This is a genomic window from Pseudarcicella hirudinis (genome assembly GCF_900115665.1).
Taxonomy (GTDB): Bacteria; Bacteroidota; Bacteroidia; order Cytophagales; family Spirosomataceae; genus Pseudarcicella; species Pseudarcicella hirudinis.
Window position 1 is genome coordinate 229,897 of record NZ_FOXH01000005.1, and the last position, 16,313, is coordinate 246,209.

A 16,313-nucleotide genomic window follows, 5' to 3' on the forward strand; every position below is an offset into this window, starting at 1 on the left:
TTTCTAGCTCTACAAGTTTCAATTCCTATCTGGTGCGATTAAAGGTGAAGCGGTTGCCCGGTATTGTGTAACAATATTTCCGTTTCAATTCCTATCTGGTGCGATTAAAGGTTTTTAAAGGTTGTGAAAGATCATTAATCAATGTGTTTCAATTCCTATCTGGTGCGATTAAAGGTCTTTGAAATTGACAATGGCATAAGCCCCAATAATCGTTTCAATTCCTATCTGGTGCGATTAAAGGCGATATTTGAATTGATTCCCAAGGCAACTACTGCCGTTTCAATTCCTATCTGGTGCGATTAAAGGTTTTGAGATTCACCGTGTCAGGCGATTTCACTGCTGGTTTCAATTCCTATCTGGTGCGATTAAAGGCATTCACTTTTTCCTTTTCTTCGGAAATAGCTGACAGTTTCAATTCCTATCTGGTGCGATTAAAGGTTTTGAGATTCACCGTGTCAGGCGATTTCACTGCTGGTTTCAATTCCTATCTGGTGCGATTAAAGGCATTCACTTTTTCCTTTTCTTCGGAAATAGCTGACAGTTTCAATTCCTATCTGGTGCGATTAAAGGTTTATAGATATGGAAGGAACAATACCAATAAGCCGTTTCAATTCCTATCTGGTGCGATTAAAGGCGTTTGGCAAAGTAAATCCTCCGGGCGAATCAGTAAGTTTCAATTCCTATCTGGTGCGATTAAAGGTTCCCTGATCTGCAAGACCTTTCAGCGCCGAACCAAGTTTCAATTCCTATCTGGTGCGATTAAAGCTCCCGAGTTTTTTTCGTCAAGACTTTGCTCGTCCGTTTCAATTCCTATCTGGTGCGATTAAAGTATGTACACAAGGTCTGCCGCAACAACCAGAAGCCCGTTTCAATTCCTATCTGGTGCGATTAAAGCATTGCAGCCGGAAGATAACCCTTCCGGTTTTTTTAGTTTCAATTCCTATCTGGTGCGATTAAAGCCGACTTTAGAAGTACTTGGATGGGGCAAAAAAAGGTTTCAATTCCTATCTGGTGCGATTAAAGCCGTTGTAAAAACAGCTATTTTAGCTCAATTTAAGGCTTTTTATTGAATATTTCACGCTTAAAATGCGTCGATCTCAAATAATACGATTTACCCTGTACTTCGACGACATAAAAAAGCACCACAAGAATATTCTTATGGTGCTTTCTTTATATTGAATTTATCAGCGTTGTTATTCTGCTGTTGCGGCTTTAGCTGATACTCTTGAAAGAGTTAATGCATCTCCTTCTCCTGAATAATCTGCTAAAATAACGTCTCCGTCAACCAAATCACCTTTCAGAATTTCCTCAGCAACCGGATCTTCCAGATATTTCTGAATTGCTCTGTTCAATGGTCTTGCTCCGTAAGAAGGATCATATCCTTTGTCGGCCAGAAAATCTTTGGCTTTTTCAGTTAATTCAACTTTATAGCCAAGGTTCGTAATACGGATAAAGAGTTTTTTCAGCATCAAATCAATGATTTTATGCAAGTCTTCTCTTTCCAATCCGTTAAATACAATTACATCATCCAAACGGTTTAAGAATTCAGGTGAAAATGCTTTTTTCAAGGCATTCTGGATCGTTCCTTTCACCATATCATCCATACCATCCTGACGCGATTTGGTCGAGAATCCGATGCCCGCACCGAAATCTTTCAAATCCCTGGCACCGATGTTTGAAGTCATAATGATAATGGTGTTACGGAAATCTACACGACGACCTAAACCATCTGTCAAAATACCATCATCCAACACCTGCAACAGGATATTGAATACATCCGGGTGAGCTTTTTCAATCTCATCCAATAATACCACAGAGTAAGGTTTGCGACGGATTTTCTCAGTCAGCTGACCTCCTTCTTCATATCCTACATAGCCCGGAGGAGCTCCTACCAGACGGGATACGCTGAATTTCTCCATGTACTCACTCATGTCAATTCTGACAAGAGCATCTTCTTTATCGAAAAGATAAGTTGCCAGAACTTTTGCCAGTTCTGTTTTACCTACCCCTGTTGGCCCTAAGAAAATAAATGAGCCGATTGGTTTTTTAGGATCTTTCAGGCCTACACGTGTACGCTGAATAGCCTTCACCAATTTTGAAATTGCAGAGTCCTGTCCGATTACCTTACCGCTAAGTTCCTCATTCATATTGAGTAACTTTTGTCCTTCAGTAGCAGCTACACGACTCACCGGAATACCAGTCATCTGAGCAATTACTTCTGCTACATTTTCCTCTGTAACAGTATATCTGCGACGTTTGGTATCTTCTTCCCAGGCAAGTTTTGCACGATCAAGCTGATCTAACAATTTCTTTTCACGGTCACGAAGTTGAGCAGCCTCCTCATATTTCTGAGATTTGACCACCTGATTTTTCTCCTTCTTAACATTTTCAATCTGTGCTTCAAGCTGCACAATGTCTTCAGGAACAGTAATATTTGAAATATGAACTCTCGCTCCTACTTCATCCAGCACGTCAATTGCTTTATCCGGTAAGAATCTGTCCGAGATATAACGCTCAGAAAGTTTAACCGCCTGCTGAATTGACTCGTCAGTGTAATTTACATGGTGGTGATCTTCGTACTTGTCTTTGATGTTGTTCAGAATTTCAATGGTTTCTTCAACTGAAGTGGCATCAACCATGACCGTCTGAAAACGACGTGCCAAAGCTCCGTCTTTTTCAATATACTGACGATATTCATCAAGTGTGGTAGCTCCGATAACCTGTATATCACCACGGGCTAAAGCCGGCTTGAACATGTTTGAGGCATCAAGAGAACCGGAAGCTCCTCCTGCTCCTACGATTGTATGTAATTCGTCAATGAACAAAATAACATCCGGAGATTTCTCCAGTTCGTTCATTACCGCTTTCATTCTTTCTTCAAACTGACCTCTGTATTTTGTTCCTGCCACTAAAGAAGCCAGATCAAGGGTTACAACACGTTTTCCGAAAAGTACCCGTGAAACCTTTTTCTGAACAATTCTTAAGGCAAGACCTTCAGCGATAGCCGTTTTACCTACACCCGGTTCACCGATAAGTATCGGGTTGTTTTTCTTTCTTCTGGAAAGGATTTGTGCTACGCGTTCAATTTCTTTCTCACGTCCGACAATCGGATCCAGCTTTCCTGCTTCGGCAATTTTGGTAAGATCTCTTCCGAAATTGTCCAAAACCGGCGTTTTAGATTTTTCACTTCCTTTGGCAGTACTGCTCCCTGAGCCGCTGCCGCTACCACCTGCAAACATTCTTGCATCGTCATCGTTATCATCGGTATCAGATGCAGCCGTAATATTTGGTTTAGATGATAGATTCGGGTTAGATTGATATTCCACCATCTCCTTTATCAGATCATAAGTTACCTGGAACTTATTCAAAATCTGCGCAGCTATGTTGTCCTCATCACGAAGTATAGCCATCAACAGATGTTCTGTTCCTACCAAATTGGTTTTGAAAATTTTTGCTTCCAGATACGTAACCCTAAGTACCTTTTCTGATTGGCGGGTAAGAGGAATATTCTGCATATTCTGACGAGTAAAACTCGAGAAACCACCCGTACCTTTTGTAGACTGTTCGATTGTAGCTCTTAATTCATCAAGTGATACACCTATTTTCTTCAAAAGTTCGAGCGCAACCCCTTCCCCTTCACGAATCATTCCCAGGATGAGATGTTCCGTTCCGATGTAATCATGCCCAAGCCTCAACGCTTCCTCACGGGCAAGTGCAATTACTTCTTTGACTTTATTTGAGAATTTTGCCTCCATAAACAGAGTTTCTTAAAAGTTACAAGATTTTAGTTCTTGATGTTAAACGAGCTTAAAAATGACCCTTATTTTTGGGCTTATATCGAATAAACAGCTTTTTAAAGCGATTTGTTCAATCTTTTACAGAACCCTTTAATATTGTACCTGCCTGACTACCCTGGCAAAATATTAAATCTAACACTGATAAATTTGGCACAAATTCACTGCCAAAGTTCTGGCGGTATGACAATGGTTCATAAAAATCATTCTCAGAAAAATCCTTTTTCGGATGAATTTTTCCTCTGAAGTCGTTAGGAACCGTTTTTTCATACTTTTCTGTAAATATAAACTTTTTTTCGATTTTCAAAAGTTTAAGACAAATTGACAGTAGTTCTAAATTCAAATCGAACAAAAAGTCAGGTTTCTTTGCCAGAATATCTTTGAAATATTCAGAATAAAATTCGTAAAACGGCGCTTTTCCATATGCCGAATAAATTGCACCCCAGTGACGGCGGGTCCAATCCTGACGATAATCAATGCGTAAGTCTTTGACGAAGATTTTAGAATTGCCGTTCGAAACGGGGACCGAAAGCGTATCAATCTTGTTGGAGGTCAAGATATGACATCGGTTTCTATAACTTTGCTTCTGGAAATGTTCATGTGTTTCGATCTGAACATCCTCAAATTTGAGCAGACAAGCGAAGTATTCTAAACTTGGTAAATACTGTAAATCAATAATCATTTACCTAAAATAAGGTATTGTCAACTTATTTTCAAATTTTTGTAAAACTTTTTAGTTAAAATCCATCAATATCAAAACCGCATGTTTGCCTTAAAATTAATAAGCAGATTACCCTTCCGGATTCTTTACCGGATCTCAGACTTTATCTTTTTTGTTCTTTTCTATGTGGTAAAATACCGCAAAAAGGTTGTCTGTGAGAACCTTAGAAAATCTTTTCCGGAAAAATCAGAAACTGAAATCGAGACTATTGCCAGAGATTTTTTCCTCAATCTTTCCGATATCATTGTTGAAGTTATCAAATCACTTACCATTAGTGAAAAAGAGCTTAAAAAGAGAGTTTCTATCGAAGGAGAGGAACCTTTACAAAAATTAATCAGGGAAGGGAAAACCGGAATTGTTATGTCAAACCACCTTTGCAACTGGGAGCTTGTTCCGTTAAGGTCTGCTCTTTCGGAGGTAAATTCGGATGTAATCTATAAACCGCTTAAAAGTGAATTTTTCGAAAAATTCATGTTTACAATCCGTTCCAGATTCGGGGTTTTCCCGGTTCCGATGAAAATGACCCTGAGAGAAGTCGTCAGAAGAAAAAATATCCCCAGAATCATCGGAATGGTAGCAGATCAGGTTCCCGGAATCAGAGAAAATGCTTACTGGACAGATTTTCTGAATCAGGATACTGATTTCTTTATGGGTTCAGAAAGAATAGCACGCAGTAATAATTATCCCGTTTTCTATGGAGAATTATCGAGAAAGAAAAGAGGGTTTTATCATTTAAAATACCATACCTTGATTGAACCTCCTTACGATCATATCCCCCCCAACGGAATTACTGAATTGTATGTAAGAACTTTGGAAAAATCCATTTGTCAATATCCGTCCGACTGGCTGTGGTCGCATAAAAGGTTTAAACATACTCGTCCTGAAAATCTGGTTCAGGATCATTTAAAATAACCTGGTCCGGAGGGTTTGATTTATACTAAAAAACTCTCCAGATCTCCCAGACCCTGACGAATTACTTCGAAATCGTCTGTTGTTGCATCAACAATGGTAGAAGGAATATTATTTCCGTAACCTCCGTCGATCACAATATCTACCTGATGCTGAAATTTCTCAAAGATCAGTTCCGGATCCGTAGAATACTCAATAACGTCATCATCATCTTTAATAGAAGTGGTGATAATCGGGTTTCCAAGCTCTTTTACAATTAACCTGGTTATTTCATTATCCGGAATCCTTACTCCCACTGTTTTTTTACCCTGAGCCAGAACTTTAGGTACATTACTGTTGCCATCCAGAATAAAAGTAAACGGGCCCGGTAATGTCTTCTTCATCAGTTTAAAGGCAGAGTTTGAAACCTTCGCATAATCAGCAATATGGCTCAAATCATAACAAATGATGGCAAAATTGTTTTTATTGGGCTTAATCCCTTTAATCTGACAAACTTTCTCTACAGCACGGGTATTATGAATATCGCAACCTATTCCATAAACCGTATCTGTCGGATAAATAATAATTCCACCGTCTTTCAGACAAGAAACGATCTGCTCGATTCTTCGCTGGTCAGTATTTTTTTCATAAAGTTTAATAAATTCAGCCATGTCAGAAGTTTAGTTTATGAAACAATAATAAAGGTAGTTTCGTATAATCATGTTTCAATCTAAGTACATAAATGAAGAAATATATACACAAATTGAAAAAATTCAGTAAAAATCAAATTATTTACCCAAAAACTCATAAAACTGGCATGATGTTCGCTGCTATTTTTGCATCAGTGTAAACCTTTTATGCTGATATTTATGGGTTAGGGTTACTTGAAAGCCACACTTCAGTTGAAGCATGGCTTTTTTATTTTATGAGTGTTCCTCAGCTTTTTTTACCGGAAGAGCTCTTTTTCTGATCAAAACCGTTAAGTGCATGATCGATACTGGCATTTATTTCAAAACCGATTATCAAAATCAGGGCTATCAGATAAAGCCAGACCATCAGCGCTATTATTGTACCAATTGAGCCATACAATTTATTATAAGTGGCAAAATTTGACAAATAATACGAAAAAAGGTTGGTAACACAAATTGTCAGAATGGAAGCCGTCACAGAACCGACATTTACAAAGTTCCATTTTCTGTGAATAGCAGGTGCCCAGTAATAAATAATGGAGATTGTTACAAAGAATACCGCGAAAACCACCAGATAGGTAATGCCTTTCAATACATAATAAGTAAAGTTCAGGTTCAGGTATCCCCTTTCAAAAAGTCCGTCAATGACAAATCTGCCTACAATCAATACCATAATCGCCACAACCAAAACAACCGTAAGCAGAAAATTCATCATCACTGCAATTAATCTTGCCTTGATAAATCCCCGGTTTTCATCAGTTTTATAAGTGAGGTTAAATGATTTCATCAAAGCCATTATCCCGCTTGTGGAAGCATATAAGGCCAAAAAGAAACCCAGAGAAAGTACTCCCCCATGAGGTTTGCTCACAATTTCTGTTACCAGTTCTGCCGCCTGACTGTCCAATCCCTCAGGTATTGCTCCCTGCAGAAATGTGATGATTTTCAGATCAAGATGATTTATCGGAATGTAAGGAAGCAGGGAAAATAAAAAAATAATAGTAGGAAAAACCGCCAGTGTAAAGCTGTAAGCAACTGCCGCTGCCCTTACATCTATGTCGAATTGTATAATTTTATTCCACAGAATCTGCAAAACATGATACACAGTTACGGTAGTGTTCCACAAATGAAAATTCTGAAGAAAAGTCTTAATCCTGACAATAGATCTCGTATGCCTTAATTTATTTATCATAGGTTGTACCAGGGATTATTCCTGTATTGATGAAGAAATAACATACAGGTTCTGAAAAGCCGATGGTACGGTTATTCAAAAAATGTGCTTAATTTCTCAAAAAGCTCCCTGGGAGCAGTAGTAAGCCGGTTATTCTCTCTTTTGAGAAAAACAAGAGTAGTTTGCCCTGTATGAACCAATAATCCGGAGCTGTTCAGAATTTCATAGTTAAAAACCATTCTTGCACCCGGAAGCGACTTAATGATTGTCCGCACCGTAAGCAAATCGTCATACAGCGCCGGTTGAATATATTTGGAAATATTCTCATAAACGGGCATCATAATGCCCGAATCTTCCATTTCTTTATAACTGAATCCCAAACCTCTTAAGGCTTCAACCCTTCCAATCTCGTACAAACGGGCATAATTTCCATAATACATATAGCCCATCTGATCAGTATCCGCATACCTTACCCGATAGTTTGTTTCGTGAATATACATTTTAAATCGACTTTAAGAATCAGGACACCGGAAAAGACGATCTTCCTTTACCCTTCAATTGACGGCAAACAAATAATGTTTCATTTGTTTGCCGCTTTAATATAATTGTTTTTTATCGTTATCAGAATAAGTGGTTTACAGAAATAGACTTATGCTTTGCCTGGAGCTTAACTCAGGTTCAGCTTATTTTCTGATGTTCAGCTTATTTAATGCTGCCTGATACAAACGGGCATTATTGAGGTGATCCTGAAAATTCTCTGCAAAAATATGCGTTCCGTTCAGAGCCGGATTGGCACACATATAGGTATAATTATGTTTCTCGTAATTTAATACGGCGTCAATCGACGACAATTCTGCTAAACGGATAGGCCCCGGAGGCAAACCAATAATCTTGTAGGTATTATATGGAGAATTAACCTGTAACTGAGCGGTTAAAATCCTTTTAATGGCAAAATCTTTCAAAGCAAACTTTACTGTCGGATCAGCCTGAAGCGGCATTTTCAGGTTCAGGCGATTGATATAAAGTCCGGCAACTTTTGGTTTTTCATCTTCCGCTTTTGTCTCTTCTTCCACAATCGAAGCCAGAATTGCTACCTGAATTGGTGTGAAACCTAGTTCCTGGGCTCTCTTTTTCCTTGCATCCGTCCAGAAATGGTCATATTCAGACTTCATTCTGCCAAAAAACTTTTCCGGCTTGGTATTCCACAGGATGTTATAAGTATTCGGCAAAAACATGCACATGATTGTTTCTGAAGTAAATCCATATTTCTGAGCCAGCTCTTCAGATTCAAGCATTGATGCGAATTTTGTTGAATCAAATTCAAACCTGTTTCCGATTTTATGAATCAGATCTTTTTTCAGCCGGACGTTATTGAATGTCAGACGAACAGGATCCTGGTTCCCTGATTTCAGCTTTTTAAGCATCTCATAGTTACCCATTTCTGCGGTAATTTTATAACGGCCTTCTTTTACGTTTTCACGATATTTGAGAAGTTTTACAAGGAATTTGAAAGACAATTCATCTTTTACAATCTTCTTTTTAGATAAGGAATCCCAAACTGTTTCAAAAGTTGCTCCTGAAGGAATCAACAAATAATACCCTGTTTTTTCGTCCGTTTTGAAATTCGGTGTTTTTGCTACCTGCCAGATGTAATAAGAAAACATAGCGGCGAACAGTGAAAAAGCCAGAATCAGATATCTGAATAATTTTGATGATTTTTGCATTTTGGATTTGAGCGTTGTTTTTGGTAAGATACTTTACCCCACTCTTTTGAATGTTATTGTGAAATTCTATAACAGATTTAAAAGAATCAAAAATCTGATCGAATATCACGGTGTGTTTTCTGTAATTTATCTCGAAAATAAGGGATTCTATGCCTCAAACTGAATGCCAAAACGTTCAGCCAGACCCTGCATATCTTTTACAACCGGATCAAGTAAGTTGATTCCGGCGGCTTTTCTTTCAATTTCAAGGGCTCTTTCAGGGTCTCCGGGAATTAATACCTGCTTTCCTTCAATGGCCGGAGCAGACCTGAAGCGGTTGATCCATTTATCCATATCTGTTTTAAAATCTTCAGCCGGGCGGAAACCATCAATTCTCATTGCACCTAAAAAATGACCCGTCCCTTTTCCAACCTGTTCTCCGGCAGACATAAAACCTGCAGTAGCGAAAGGCGGAACCCAGGGGCCGAAATTTGCCCCGGAAAGAACTCCGGAAAAGATATCTACAATAGCACCTAAGCCATACCCCTTGTGGGAGCCATGCTCACGATCACCGCCTAAAGGAAGTAATGCACCGCCATTTTTAACAGCATTGGAATCGTCTGTCGGGTTGCCGTCTTTATCCTGAACCCAGCCAATCGGAGCCGGCTGTGCTTTTCTCTGCAGAATTTCCATTTTACCGTAAGCCACCGCTGTAGAGGCAAAATCGGCTACAAACGGAGGGTTTTCCCTGGCAGGAACCGCCACTGCAATAGGATTAGTTCCCAATAACTTCTCCTTCGAAAACGTCGGAGTTACCAAAGGAGCAGCATTTGTCATTGCCCAGCCAATCATATCTTTTTGCAAAGCCAGCATTGCATGGTAACCGGCAATGCCAAAATGATTGGAATTCTGAACAGAAATCCAGCCGGATCCCACTTTATCTGCCTTATCCAGAGCAATCTGCATCGCTTTAGGCGCAACCACCAAACCTAATCCTTTGTCACCGTCTACCACGGCAGTGGAAGGTGTTTCATGAATTATTTTTATTTCGGGTTTAGGATTTAACCGGCCATTATCATATAAGCGGACATATCCGGATAACCTGGCTATACCGTGTGAATCAACCCCTCTTAAATCTGCCGAGATAAGTACTTTTGAAGCAAGTCCGGCGTCAGCCTCAGGACATCCGATTGATAGAAAAACTTCTTTGATGAAGTTTTGCAAATACTCATATTTAAAAACCATTGTCGCTTTTTCTCTACTTTAAAATCTACTGACACTACTGAATGGCTGCAAAATTACAGAAAATACTTGTTCGAAGAATTTAAAAAAGCTAAAATGCTTTGAATAGTATTTCCGTATAAAAAATGAACCCGATGTTATTTGCCGAAATATTTTGTAAAAATCGTCATTTTACCTATTTTTAGGTAAATACCGAACCTCATGAAAAACTTACGCTCAATCATTATTTTCAGCTTATTATCACATTATCAGGTAGCAGCCCACTGTTACCATAAAAGCATCTTTGAAAAGACCAGAAAAGTAAAGGAAACCGGAAAAAAAAGCGAATCAGGCTGGACTTTCCTCATTCCTGATGCTTCCGGAACTTTCCGGGAGAAACGGGTATATACCTCTGAAAAAGACACTTTATTCCTGATCTCTTTCGGAAACGGAAATAAAAAAGTCAGCATTAAAAAAGAAATCCTGCAAAATTATATTTCCACCAACGACCTGGGAAACAAAATTCTGGAAGATAAAGCATATAAATTCACTATCAGGAATATAAAAAAACGGACTGTTACCTTAAAACTCGAAGATTTAATCCCATTTTTGAAAGACAACCGGATTGAGGTTGAACTGATTGAAAATTCGGATGCCATTATCGATATTGCCAAAGGCAAACTTTCCTGGAATATTACCTTAAAACCCAATGAAGTAAGGAACATTGAGGTACGTTATAGTGTTAAATACCCGAAAGGGAATAGTCTGAAAGATTAATTACCATTTCCTGAGATTGACAGTATTTACAGAATTTCAGTTACCGTTGAATGACTATTTACCGGATCTGTCGTCACAGTTATTATTATACGAAACACTACCTTTAATACCAGAATCACTCACTTGAAAATTTATAAAAAATGTCGTTCAAATCAATTTTAAACCGTCTTTTCAGCTACTTCGTTCAGGGTTTACTTTTCCTGGCTCCTGTTTACATTACCCTTTATATCATTTACATTGCATTTATCAAAGTTGATGGCATTATTCCGATCGAAATCCATTCTGAAGGAGATGCTTCTTATCGTTTGTATGGAATCGGGCTTTTGATTGTACTTTTCATCATCATAAGTGTAGGCTTTATAGGTTCCACTTTCCTGGCAGTTCCGGTATTTAATCTCTTGGAAGCCGGATTGTCAAGAATCCCGCTTGTAGGTATTATCTATCAGTCTTTAAAAGATCTGGTAGAGGCTTTTGTAGGAGATAAACGTAAGTTTAACCAGCCTGTAATCGTATTGATTAATAAGGAATCCGGTTTCAGAAAATTAGGGTTTCTTACCCAAACCGATCTTAGTTTTATGGACATGAAAGGATTTGTCACAGTTTATTGCCCTCATTCCTATGCATTCTCAGGTGAAATGTTTGTCGTACCAGTCGAAAATGTTTCTCTTCTTCATATTCCGGCGGCGGATGTAATGAAATTTATTGTTTCGGGAGGCGTTTCCTTTGGAACAGCAGAATCCGAAAAATCAAATTCTTAGTTTAACTTTACCATTTCATATTTTATAATCCTTCGTACCCGATAGTTACGGTTCTTTACCGGAACTATGTTAAAACAATCTCAGCTTCATCATATGATACAAACCATTTCCGATATTCCATGGTGGGCATGGATCTTAGCCGCTTTATTACTTATTGTTATCCGGGATATTTTTTTCCAGAAATCGCATACCATCCAGCATAATTTTCCTTTAGTAGGGCATCTGCGCTACATGCTGGAAAAAATAGGTCCGGAAATCCGACAATACATTGTAGCCAATAACCGGGAAGAATTGCCATTTAACCGTCAGGAAAGGTCATGGGTTTATGCTTCCTCAAAAAGAGAAAATAACCTTCAGGGATTCGGTACTGATCAGGATTTCAGCGCTCCGGGATATGTTTTCATAAAACATGCCATGCTGGGTTACCGGCTGCCTGACAATCATCCCAACAAGAAAGATCCGAGTGCTGTACCCTGTGCTAAAACAATCGGAGAATACCATAAAAGGAAGAAACCTTTCAAACCTTATTCTATCGTCAATATTTCAGGTATGAGCTATGGCTCATTATCAGCAAAAGCGGTTGAATCTTTAAACAAAGGCGCACTTAAATTCGGTTGTTATCATAATACCGGAGAAGGTTCTCTTTCTCCTTATCATAAATATGGTGCTGATGTTATTGTAAATATCGGAACGGCTTACTTTGGGGTAAGAGATGACAAAGGCTTCTCTATGGATGCCCTGGTTAAAATGACAACCGAAAATCCATTTGTGAAAGGGCTGGAATTAAAACTTTCTCAGGGTGCAAAACCGGGAAAAGGCGGAGTTTTACCTGCTGCTAAGGTAACCAGAGAAATTTCAGAAATCAGGAAAATTCCGATGGGACAGGATGCCATTTCTCCTGCATTTCACTCTGCATTTTCAAACATTCCTGAAATGGTTAATTTCATTGAAGCAATGGCACACAATACCGGCCTGCCTGTAGGAATTAAATCTGCGGTAGGACAACTGGATATGTGGGAAGAACTGGCGGCTTTAATGGCAAAAACAGGGAAAGGTCCTGATTTTATTACAATTGATGGCGGAGAAGGCGGAACAGGTGCTGCACCTCATGCTTTTGCAGATCACGTTTCTATGCCGTTTAATTTTGCTTTTACCAAGGTTTATCACATTTTCCAGCGTTATGATCTGGCGGATAAAATTGTCTTTATCGCTTCCGGAAAGTTAGGCTTTCCGGAAAAAGCGCTGATGGCTTTTGCCATGGGTGCTGATGTTATCAATGTTGCCAGAGAAGCTATGCTGTCGATTGGTTGTATTCAGGCTCAGAAATGTCATACCAACACTTGTCCTACAGGGGTTGCAACCTCAAATCAATGGCTTCAGGCAGGAATTGACCCGACAATTAAGAGTGAACGTTTCTACAATTATGTAAAAACCCTGAACAAGGAAATTCTGGAAATTACCCATGCCTGTGGCTACGAACATCCTTGTCAGCTGAGCATGGATGATGTGGAAATGTCGATGGGAGATAATAACCGCACACAACCGATGAGCAAAACTTTTGGTTATCATAAAACCAATGTTCCGTTTGTTAATGTTGAAACACTTTTGGCCAGTCCTTATCTCGGAGGAGGAAAAGCACTTTAATTGTCCACGAAATAATAACAAAAAACCGGAAGCATTCTGACGCAGAAAATGCTTCCGGTTTGTAGTTTAACCCCGTTCCTTCGAAAATTTTATTTACTCCTGCCTGAAGCAACATACCGATTTCTAACCATTTTCAAGTTTTATACTGTCATCAAGTGACCATTTTTTGAAAGATCGTCTTACAGAAGAACTTAAAAAATTGCCCGAGATGGACACACTTGTTGCCGCTATAAGAAAATTTAATGTTCTTAATCAAGAAGAACTTTCTGAAATCCCGAGATATTTCAGAGTTTCTCATATCCCCAAAAGAAGATTCTTTTTGCAGGTTGGTCAGATTGCACCGCAGTTATGTTTTGTAAAAAAAGGCCTTTTAAGAAATTTTGTCAAAAAAAATGACACTACCGAAATTGTTAATTCTTTTTCCGAGGAATTAACTTTTAACCTGGTCAATGTAAGTTTTCTAACCCAAACCCCCAGTTCGGAATACATTCAGGCCCTGGAAGACACAGAATTACTAACCATTGATTACAAAAACATGCAAAAACTTTACAGCCACCATCATGGCTGGGAACGAATCGGCAGACTGTTACTTGAGTCAGCTGTGATTGAACAGAACCTGAGAATCAGGTCTTTTTTGGAAGAAACTGCCCAGATGCGTTATGAAAAATTTATGCAACGTTATCCGGGACTTTTACACAGAACACATCAGTATCACATTGCCTCCTATCTGGGTATAACCCCGGAGTCTCTGAGCCGGTTAAGAAAACACATTTATATACAGTAAGAATTATATTTTTGAAATTTAGTTTATCTGAAAAACAAGGTTACTGCATTTAAGTTCTGCTACTATTTAATGGATACGGATAGTTTTTGATGATTATTCGATTAAAAAGCCTCTTCACTATAAATCTACATTAAAATCTTAGCAGTATCTTTGCGATATGTTATCAATCAATAATCTTTCGTTCTATTTTGGTAGTCGTCCTTTGTACGACGGTGCCAATTTACATATTAAACCAAAAGATAAAATCGGTCTTATTGGGGCAAATGGTACTGGAAAATCGACTTTATTACGTTTAATTACCGGAGAATATCAGGCAGATTCGGGAAATATTTCAAAAGCCGGAGATTGTACTATCGGTTTCCTGAATCAGGATCTTCTTTCCTATCAGACAGATGATTCTATTCTGCTGGTGGCTATGCAGGCTTTTGAAAGAGAATTGTTTCTGCAAAAGCAGATTGATGAAGTACTTCATAAAATGGAAACAAATTATGAGGATTCTGATATCGATAAACTGGCACGCTATCAGGATGAATTTGAAGGACTGGGAGGTTATACAATTCAGGCAAGAGCAGAAGAAATCCTGGAAGGACTCGGATTCAGTACCGATGATCTTCAAAAACCATTACGTTTATTTTCCGGGGGTTGGAGAATGAGGGTTATGCTCGCAAAATTACTTTTGCAGAAACCTTCTCTTCTTATGCTTGATGAGCCAACCAACCACCTCGACTTACCTTCAATCGAATGGGTTGAAAACTATATCAATAATTACGAAGGAGCAATTATCGTAGTTTCTCACGATAGATTTTTTCTAGATAATACTGTCACGTCAATTGCCGAAGTAACCGGTCAGAAAATCAATCTTTATCCGGGTAATTATTCTTTTTACCTGGAAGAAAAATCATTGAGAAATGAAATTCAAAAGGGTGCTTTTGAAAATCAGCAGGCGCAGATTCGTCAGACTGAACGATTCATTACCCGCTTCAAGGCCAAAGCTTCCAAATCAAGACAGGTTCAATCGAGAGTAAAAGCTTTGGAAAGGCTTGAGATAATTGATGATGTAATTGATGAGGCCGCTAAAGTTAACTTCAAGTTCAACTTTGGTACACAGCCTGGCAGATTTATCATGAACCTTGAAGAGGTTTCTAAAGCTTATGGTGATAAAATTATCCTGAAAAATACCAATGCGGTGATCGAAAGAGGTGATAAAATCGCATTAATCGGTGCCAATGGTAAAGGGAAATCCACTCTTCTCAGAATTATTGATGGCTCCGAACCAATTGAGGGTGAGCGCAAAATGGGGCATAATGTTATTGATTCATTTTATGCCCAACATCAGCTTGAAAGCCTTAATGTGGAAAATACCTTACTTGATGAGCTGAAACAAGCCGGAACTGCTAAAACGGAAGTGGAGCTGAGAAGTATTCTGGGTTGTTTTCTGTTTTCAAGTGATGAGGTTTTCAAAAAAATCAAAGTACTTTCCGGAGGGGAAAAATCAAGGGTTTCTCTGGCTAAAGTGCTTATTTCCGAAGCCAACTTTTTATTACTGGATGAGCCCACCAACCACCTTGACATGATGTCGGTGAATATTTTGATTCAGGCACTTCAGCAATATGAAGGCAGTTATATCGTCGTTTCTCACGACCGTTTCTTTGTCTCTGAAATTGCCAATAAAATCTGGTATCTTGAAGATTACGAGATCAAAGAATATCCGGGAACTTATGAGGAATACGAAATCTGGCAGGAAGAAAGAAAATTAAATGCTGAAATTGCGGCTCCTCAGCCAAAAATCGTTGAGAAAAAAGAAGCTGAGAAAAAGCCTGTTTTAAATGAATCGGCTAAAAAAGAAGCTCAGCAAAATATTAAGAAACTAAATAAGAAAATTGCGGAACTGGAAGAACAGATTGAAAAGCTTGAATCTCAGAAAGCTGAATCAGAAAAACAACTGGCCGATCCTGCAATTTTCAATGATGTAGAGGCGTTAAAACGCCAAAATGCTGAATACAGGAAAATTCAGGATTTATTGAATAATGCCAATAACGAATGGGAAGCAGTTATGATTGAAGTAGAAGAACTTGAAAAAGCTTTTTAAGGGTCCGGATACTATTCAACCTGGTTCATTATTCGTTTTTCAGAAAGTCCCCAATCAAATTTATTCTGAATATGTAC

The 16,313-nt window shown here is 38.7% G+C and carries 13 protein-coding genes and 1 CRISPR repeat array; of the genes, 6 read left to right on the forward strand and 7 right to left on the reverse strand.

What is annotated here, in order from left to right; translation table 11 throughout:
• Window positions 1–15: 15 nt before the first annotated feature.
• A CRISPR array of direct repeats spans window positions 16–1,024; the repeat unit is 30 nt; unit sequence GTTTCAATTCCTATCTGGTGCGATTAAAGG.
• 169 nt (window positions 1,025–1,193) lie between these two features.
• Together BM179_RS10915 and BM179_RS10920 are read right to left on the reverse strand one after the other, a co-directional pair.
• Entirely contained in the window at window positions 1,194–3,755 is a 2,562-nt protein-coding gene (locus BM179_RS10915; RefSeq protein ID WP_092016670.1) for an ATP-dependent Clp protease ATP-binding subunit, read from the reverse strand.
• 112 nt (window positions 3,756–3,867) lie between these two features.
• Entirely contained in the window at window positions 3,868–4,476 is a 609-nt protein-coding gene (locus tag BM179_RS10920; RefSeq protein ID WP_092016673.1) for a WbqC family protein, read from the reverse strand.
• An 81-nt stretch (window positions 4,477–4,557) separates the two neighbouring features.
• Between BM179_RS10920 and BM179_RS10925 the strand changes: the two genes are divergently transcribed.
• Window positions 4,558–5,427, forward strand: coding sequence for a lysophospholipid acyltransferase family protein (locus tag BM179_RS10925; RefSeq protein WP_092016675.1), 870 nt, complete (start codon window positions 4,558–4,560; stop codon window positions 5,425–5,427).
• 20 nt (window positions 5,428–5,447) lie between these two features.
• On the opposite strand, the gene BM179_RS10930 is transcribed toward BM179_RS10925, so the two are convergent.
• The 5 genes from BM179_RS10930 to BM179_RS10950 form a co-directional block, all read right to left on the reverse strand.
• Complete coding sequence (locus BM179_RS10930) at window positions 5,448–6,074, reverse strand: L-threonylcarbamoyladenylate synthase (protein ID WP_092016677.1); 627 nt, start codon at window positions 6,072–6,074, stop codon at window positions 5,448–5,450.
• 265 nt (window positions 6,075–6,339) lie between these two features.
• Complete coding sequence (locus BM179_RS10935) at window positions 6,340–7,281, reverse strand: YihY/virulence factor BrkB family protein (RefSeq protein WP_092016679.1); 942 nt, start codon at window positions 7,279–7,281, stop codon at window positions 6,340–6,342.
• A gap of 71 nt (window positions 7,282–7,352) precedes the next feature.
• Complete coding sequence (locus BM179_RS10940) at window positions 7,353–7,760, reverse strand: acyl-CoA thioesterase (RefSeq protein WP_092016681.1); 408 nt, start codon at window positions 7,758–7,760, stop codon at window positions 7,353–7,355.
• Window positions 7,761–7,943: 183 nt separating this feature from the next.
• Window positions 7,944–8,984: an endolytic transglycosylase MltG gene (gene mltG, locus BM179_RS10945; protein ID WP_092016683.1), complete on the reverse strand. Its 1,041-nt coding sequence runs from the start codon at window positions 8,982–8,984 to the stop codon at window positions 7,944–7,946.
• 147 nt (window positions 8,985–9,131) lie between these two features.
• Window positions 9,132–10,208: an Ldh family oxidoreductase gene (locus tag BM179_RS10950; protein ID WP_092016685.1), complete on the reverse strand. Its 1,077-nt coding sequence runs from the start codon at window positions 10,206–10,208 to the stop codon at window positions 9,132–9,134.
• Window positions 10,209–10,406: 198 nt separating this feature from the next.
• On the opposite strand from BM179_RS10950, the gene BM179_RS10955 reads away from it, so the two are divergent.
• The 5 genes from BM179_RS10955 (at window position 10,407) to BM179_RS10975 (ending at window position 16,236) form a co-directional block, all read left to right on the forward strand.
• Window positions 10,407–10,961: a DUF4139 domain-containing protein gene (locus BM179_RS10955; RefSeq protein WP_092016687.1), complete on the forward strand. Its 555-nt coding sequence runs from the start codon at window positions 10,407–10,409 to the stop codon at window positions 10,959–10,961.
• A 140-nt stretch (window positions 10,962–11,101) separates the two neighbouring features.
• A complete protein-coding gene (locus tag BM179_RS10960; protein WP_092016688.1) occupies window positions 11,102–11,719 on the forward strand; it encodes a DUF502 domain-containing protein in 618 nt (205 codons plus the stop codon).
• A 93-nt stretch (window positions 11,720–11,812) separates the two neighbouring features.
• Window positions 11,813–13,363: an FMN-binding glutamate synthase family protein gene (locus BM179_RS10965; protein WP_092017052.1), complete on the forward strand. Its 1,551-nt coding sequence runs from the start codon at window positions 11,813–11,815 to the stop codon at window positions 13,361–13,363.
• A gap of 208 nt (window positions 13,364–13,571) precedes the next feature.
• Window positions 13,572–14,147, forward strand: coding sequence for a Crp/Fnr family transcriptional regulator (locus BM179_RS10970; protein ID WP_143095202.1), 576 nt, complete (start codon window positions 13,572–13,574; stop codon window positions 14,145–14,147).
• 157 nt (window positions 14,148–14,304) lie between these two features.
• On the forward strand, window positions 14,305–16,236 hold the full coding sequence (locus BM179_RS10975; protein WP_092016692.1) for an ABC-F family ATP-binding cassette domain-containing protein: 1,932 nt from the start codon (window positions 14,305–14,307) through the stop codon (window positions 16,234–16,236).
• Window positions 16,237–16,313: the final 77 nt, after the last annotated feature.

Coding starts and splice junctions, on each gene's coding strand:
- BM179_RS10965 (WP_092017052.1), top strand. CDS start 11,813: ATGATACAAACCATTTCCGATATTCCATGGTGGGCATGGATCTTAGCC.
- BM179_RS10955 (WP_092016687.1), top strand. CDS start 10,407: ATGAAAAACTTACGCTCAATCATTATTTTCAGCTTATTATCACATTAT.
- BM179_RS10950 (WP_092016685.1), bottom strand. CDS start 10,208: ATGGTTTTTAAATATGAGTATTTGCAAAACTTCATCAAAGAAGTTTTT.
- BM179_RS10930 (WP_092016677.1), bottom strand. CDS start 6,074: ATGGCTGAATTTATTAAACTTTATGAAAAAAATACTGACCAGCGAAGA.
- BM179_RS10915 (WP_092016670.1), bottom strand. CDS start 3,755: ATGGAGGCAAAATTCTCAAATAAAGTCAAAGAAGTAATTGCACTTGCC.
- BM179_RS10920 (WP_092016673.1), bottom strand. CDS start 4,476: ATGATTATTGATTTACAGTATTTACCAAGTTTAGAATACTTCGCTTGT.
- BM179_RS10935 (WP_092016679.1), bottom strand. CDS start 7,281: ATGATAAATAAATTAAGGCATACGAGATCTATTGTCAGGATTAAGACT.
- BM179_RS10940 (WP_092016681.1), bottom strand. CDS start 7,760: ATGTATATTCACGAAACAAACTATCGGGTAAGGTATGCGGATACTGAT.
- BM179_RS10970 (WP_143095202.1), top strand. CDS start 13,572: ATGGACACACTTGTTGCCGCTATAAGAAAATTTAATGTTCTTAATCAA.
- BM179_RS10925 (WP_092016675.1), top strand. CDS start 4,558: ATGTTTGCCTTAAAATTAATAAGCAGATTACCCTTCCGGATTCTTTAC.
- BM179_RS10960 (WP_092016688.1), top strand. CDS start 11,102: ATGTCGTTCAAATCAATTTTAAACCGTCTTTTCAGCTACTTCGTTCAG.
- mltG (WP_092016683.1), bottom strand. CDS start 8,984: ATGCAAAAATCATCAAAATTATTCAGATATCTGATTCTGGCTTTTTCA.
- BM179_RS10975 (WP_092016692.1), top strand. CDS start 14,305: ATGTTATCAATCAATAATCTTTCGTTCTATTTTGGTAGTCGTCCTTTG.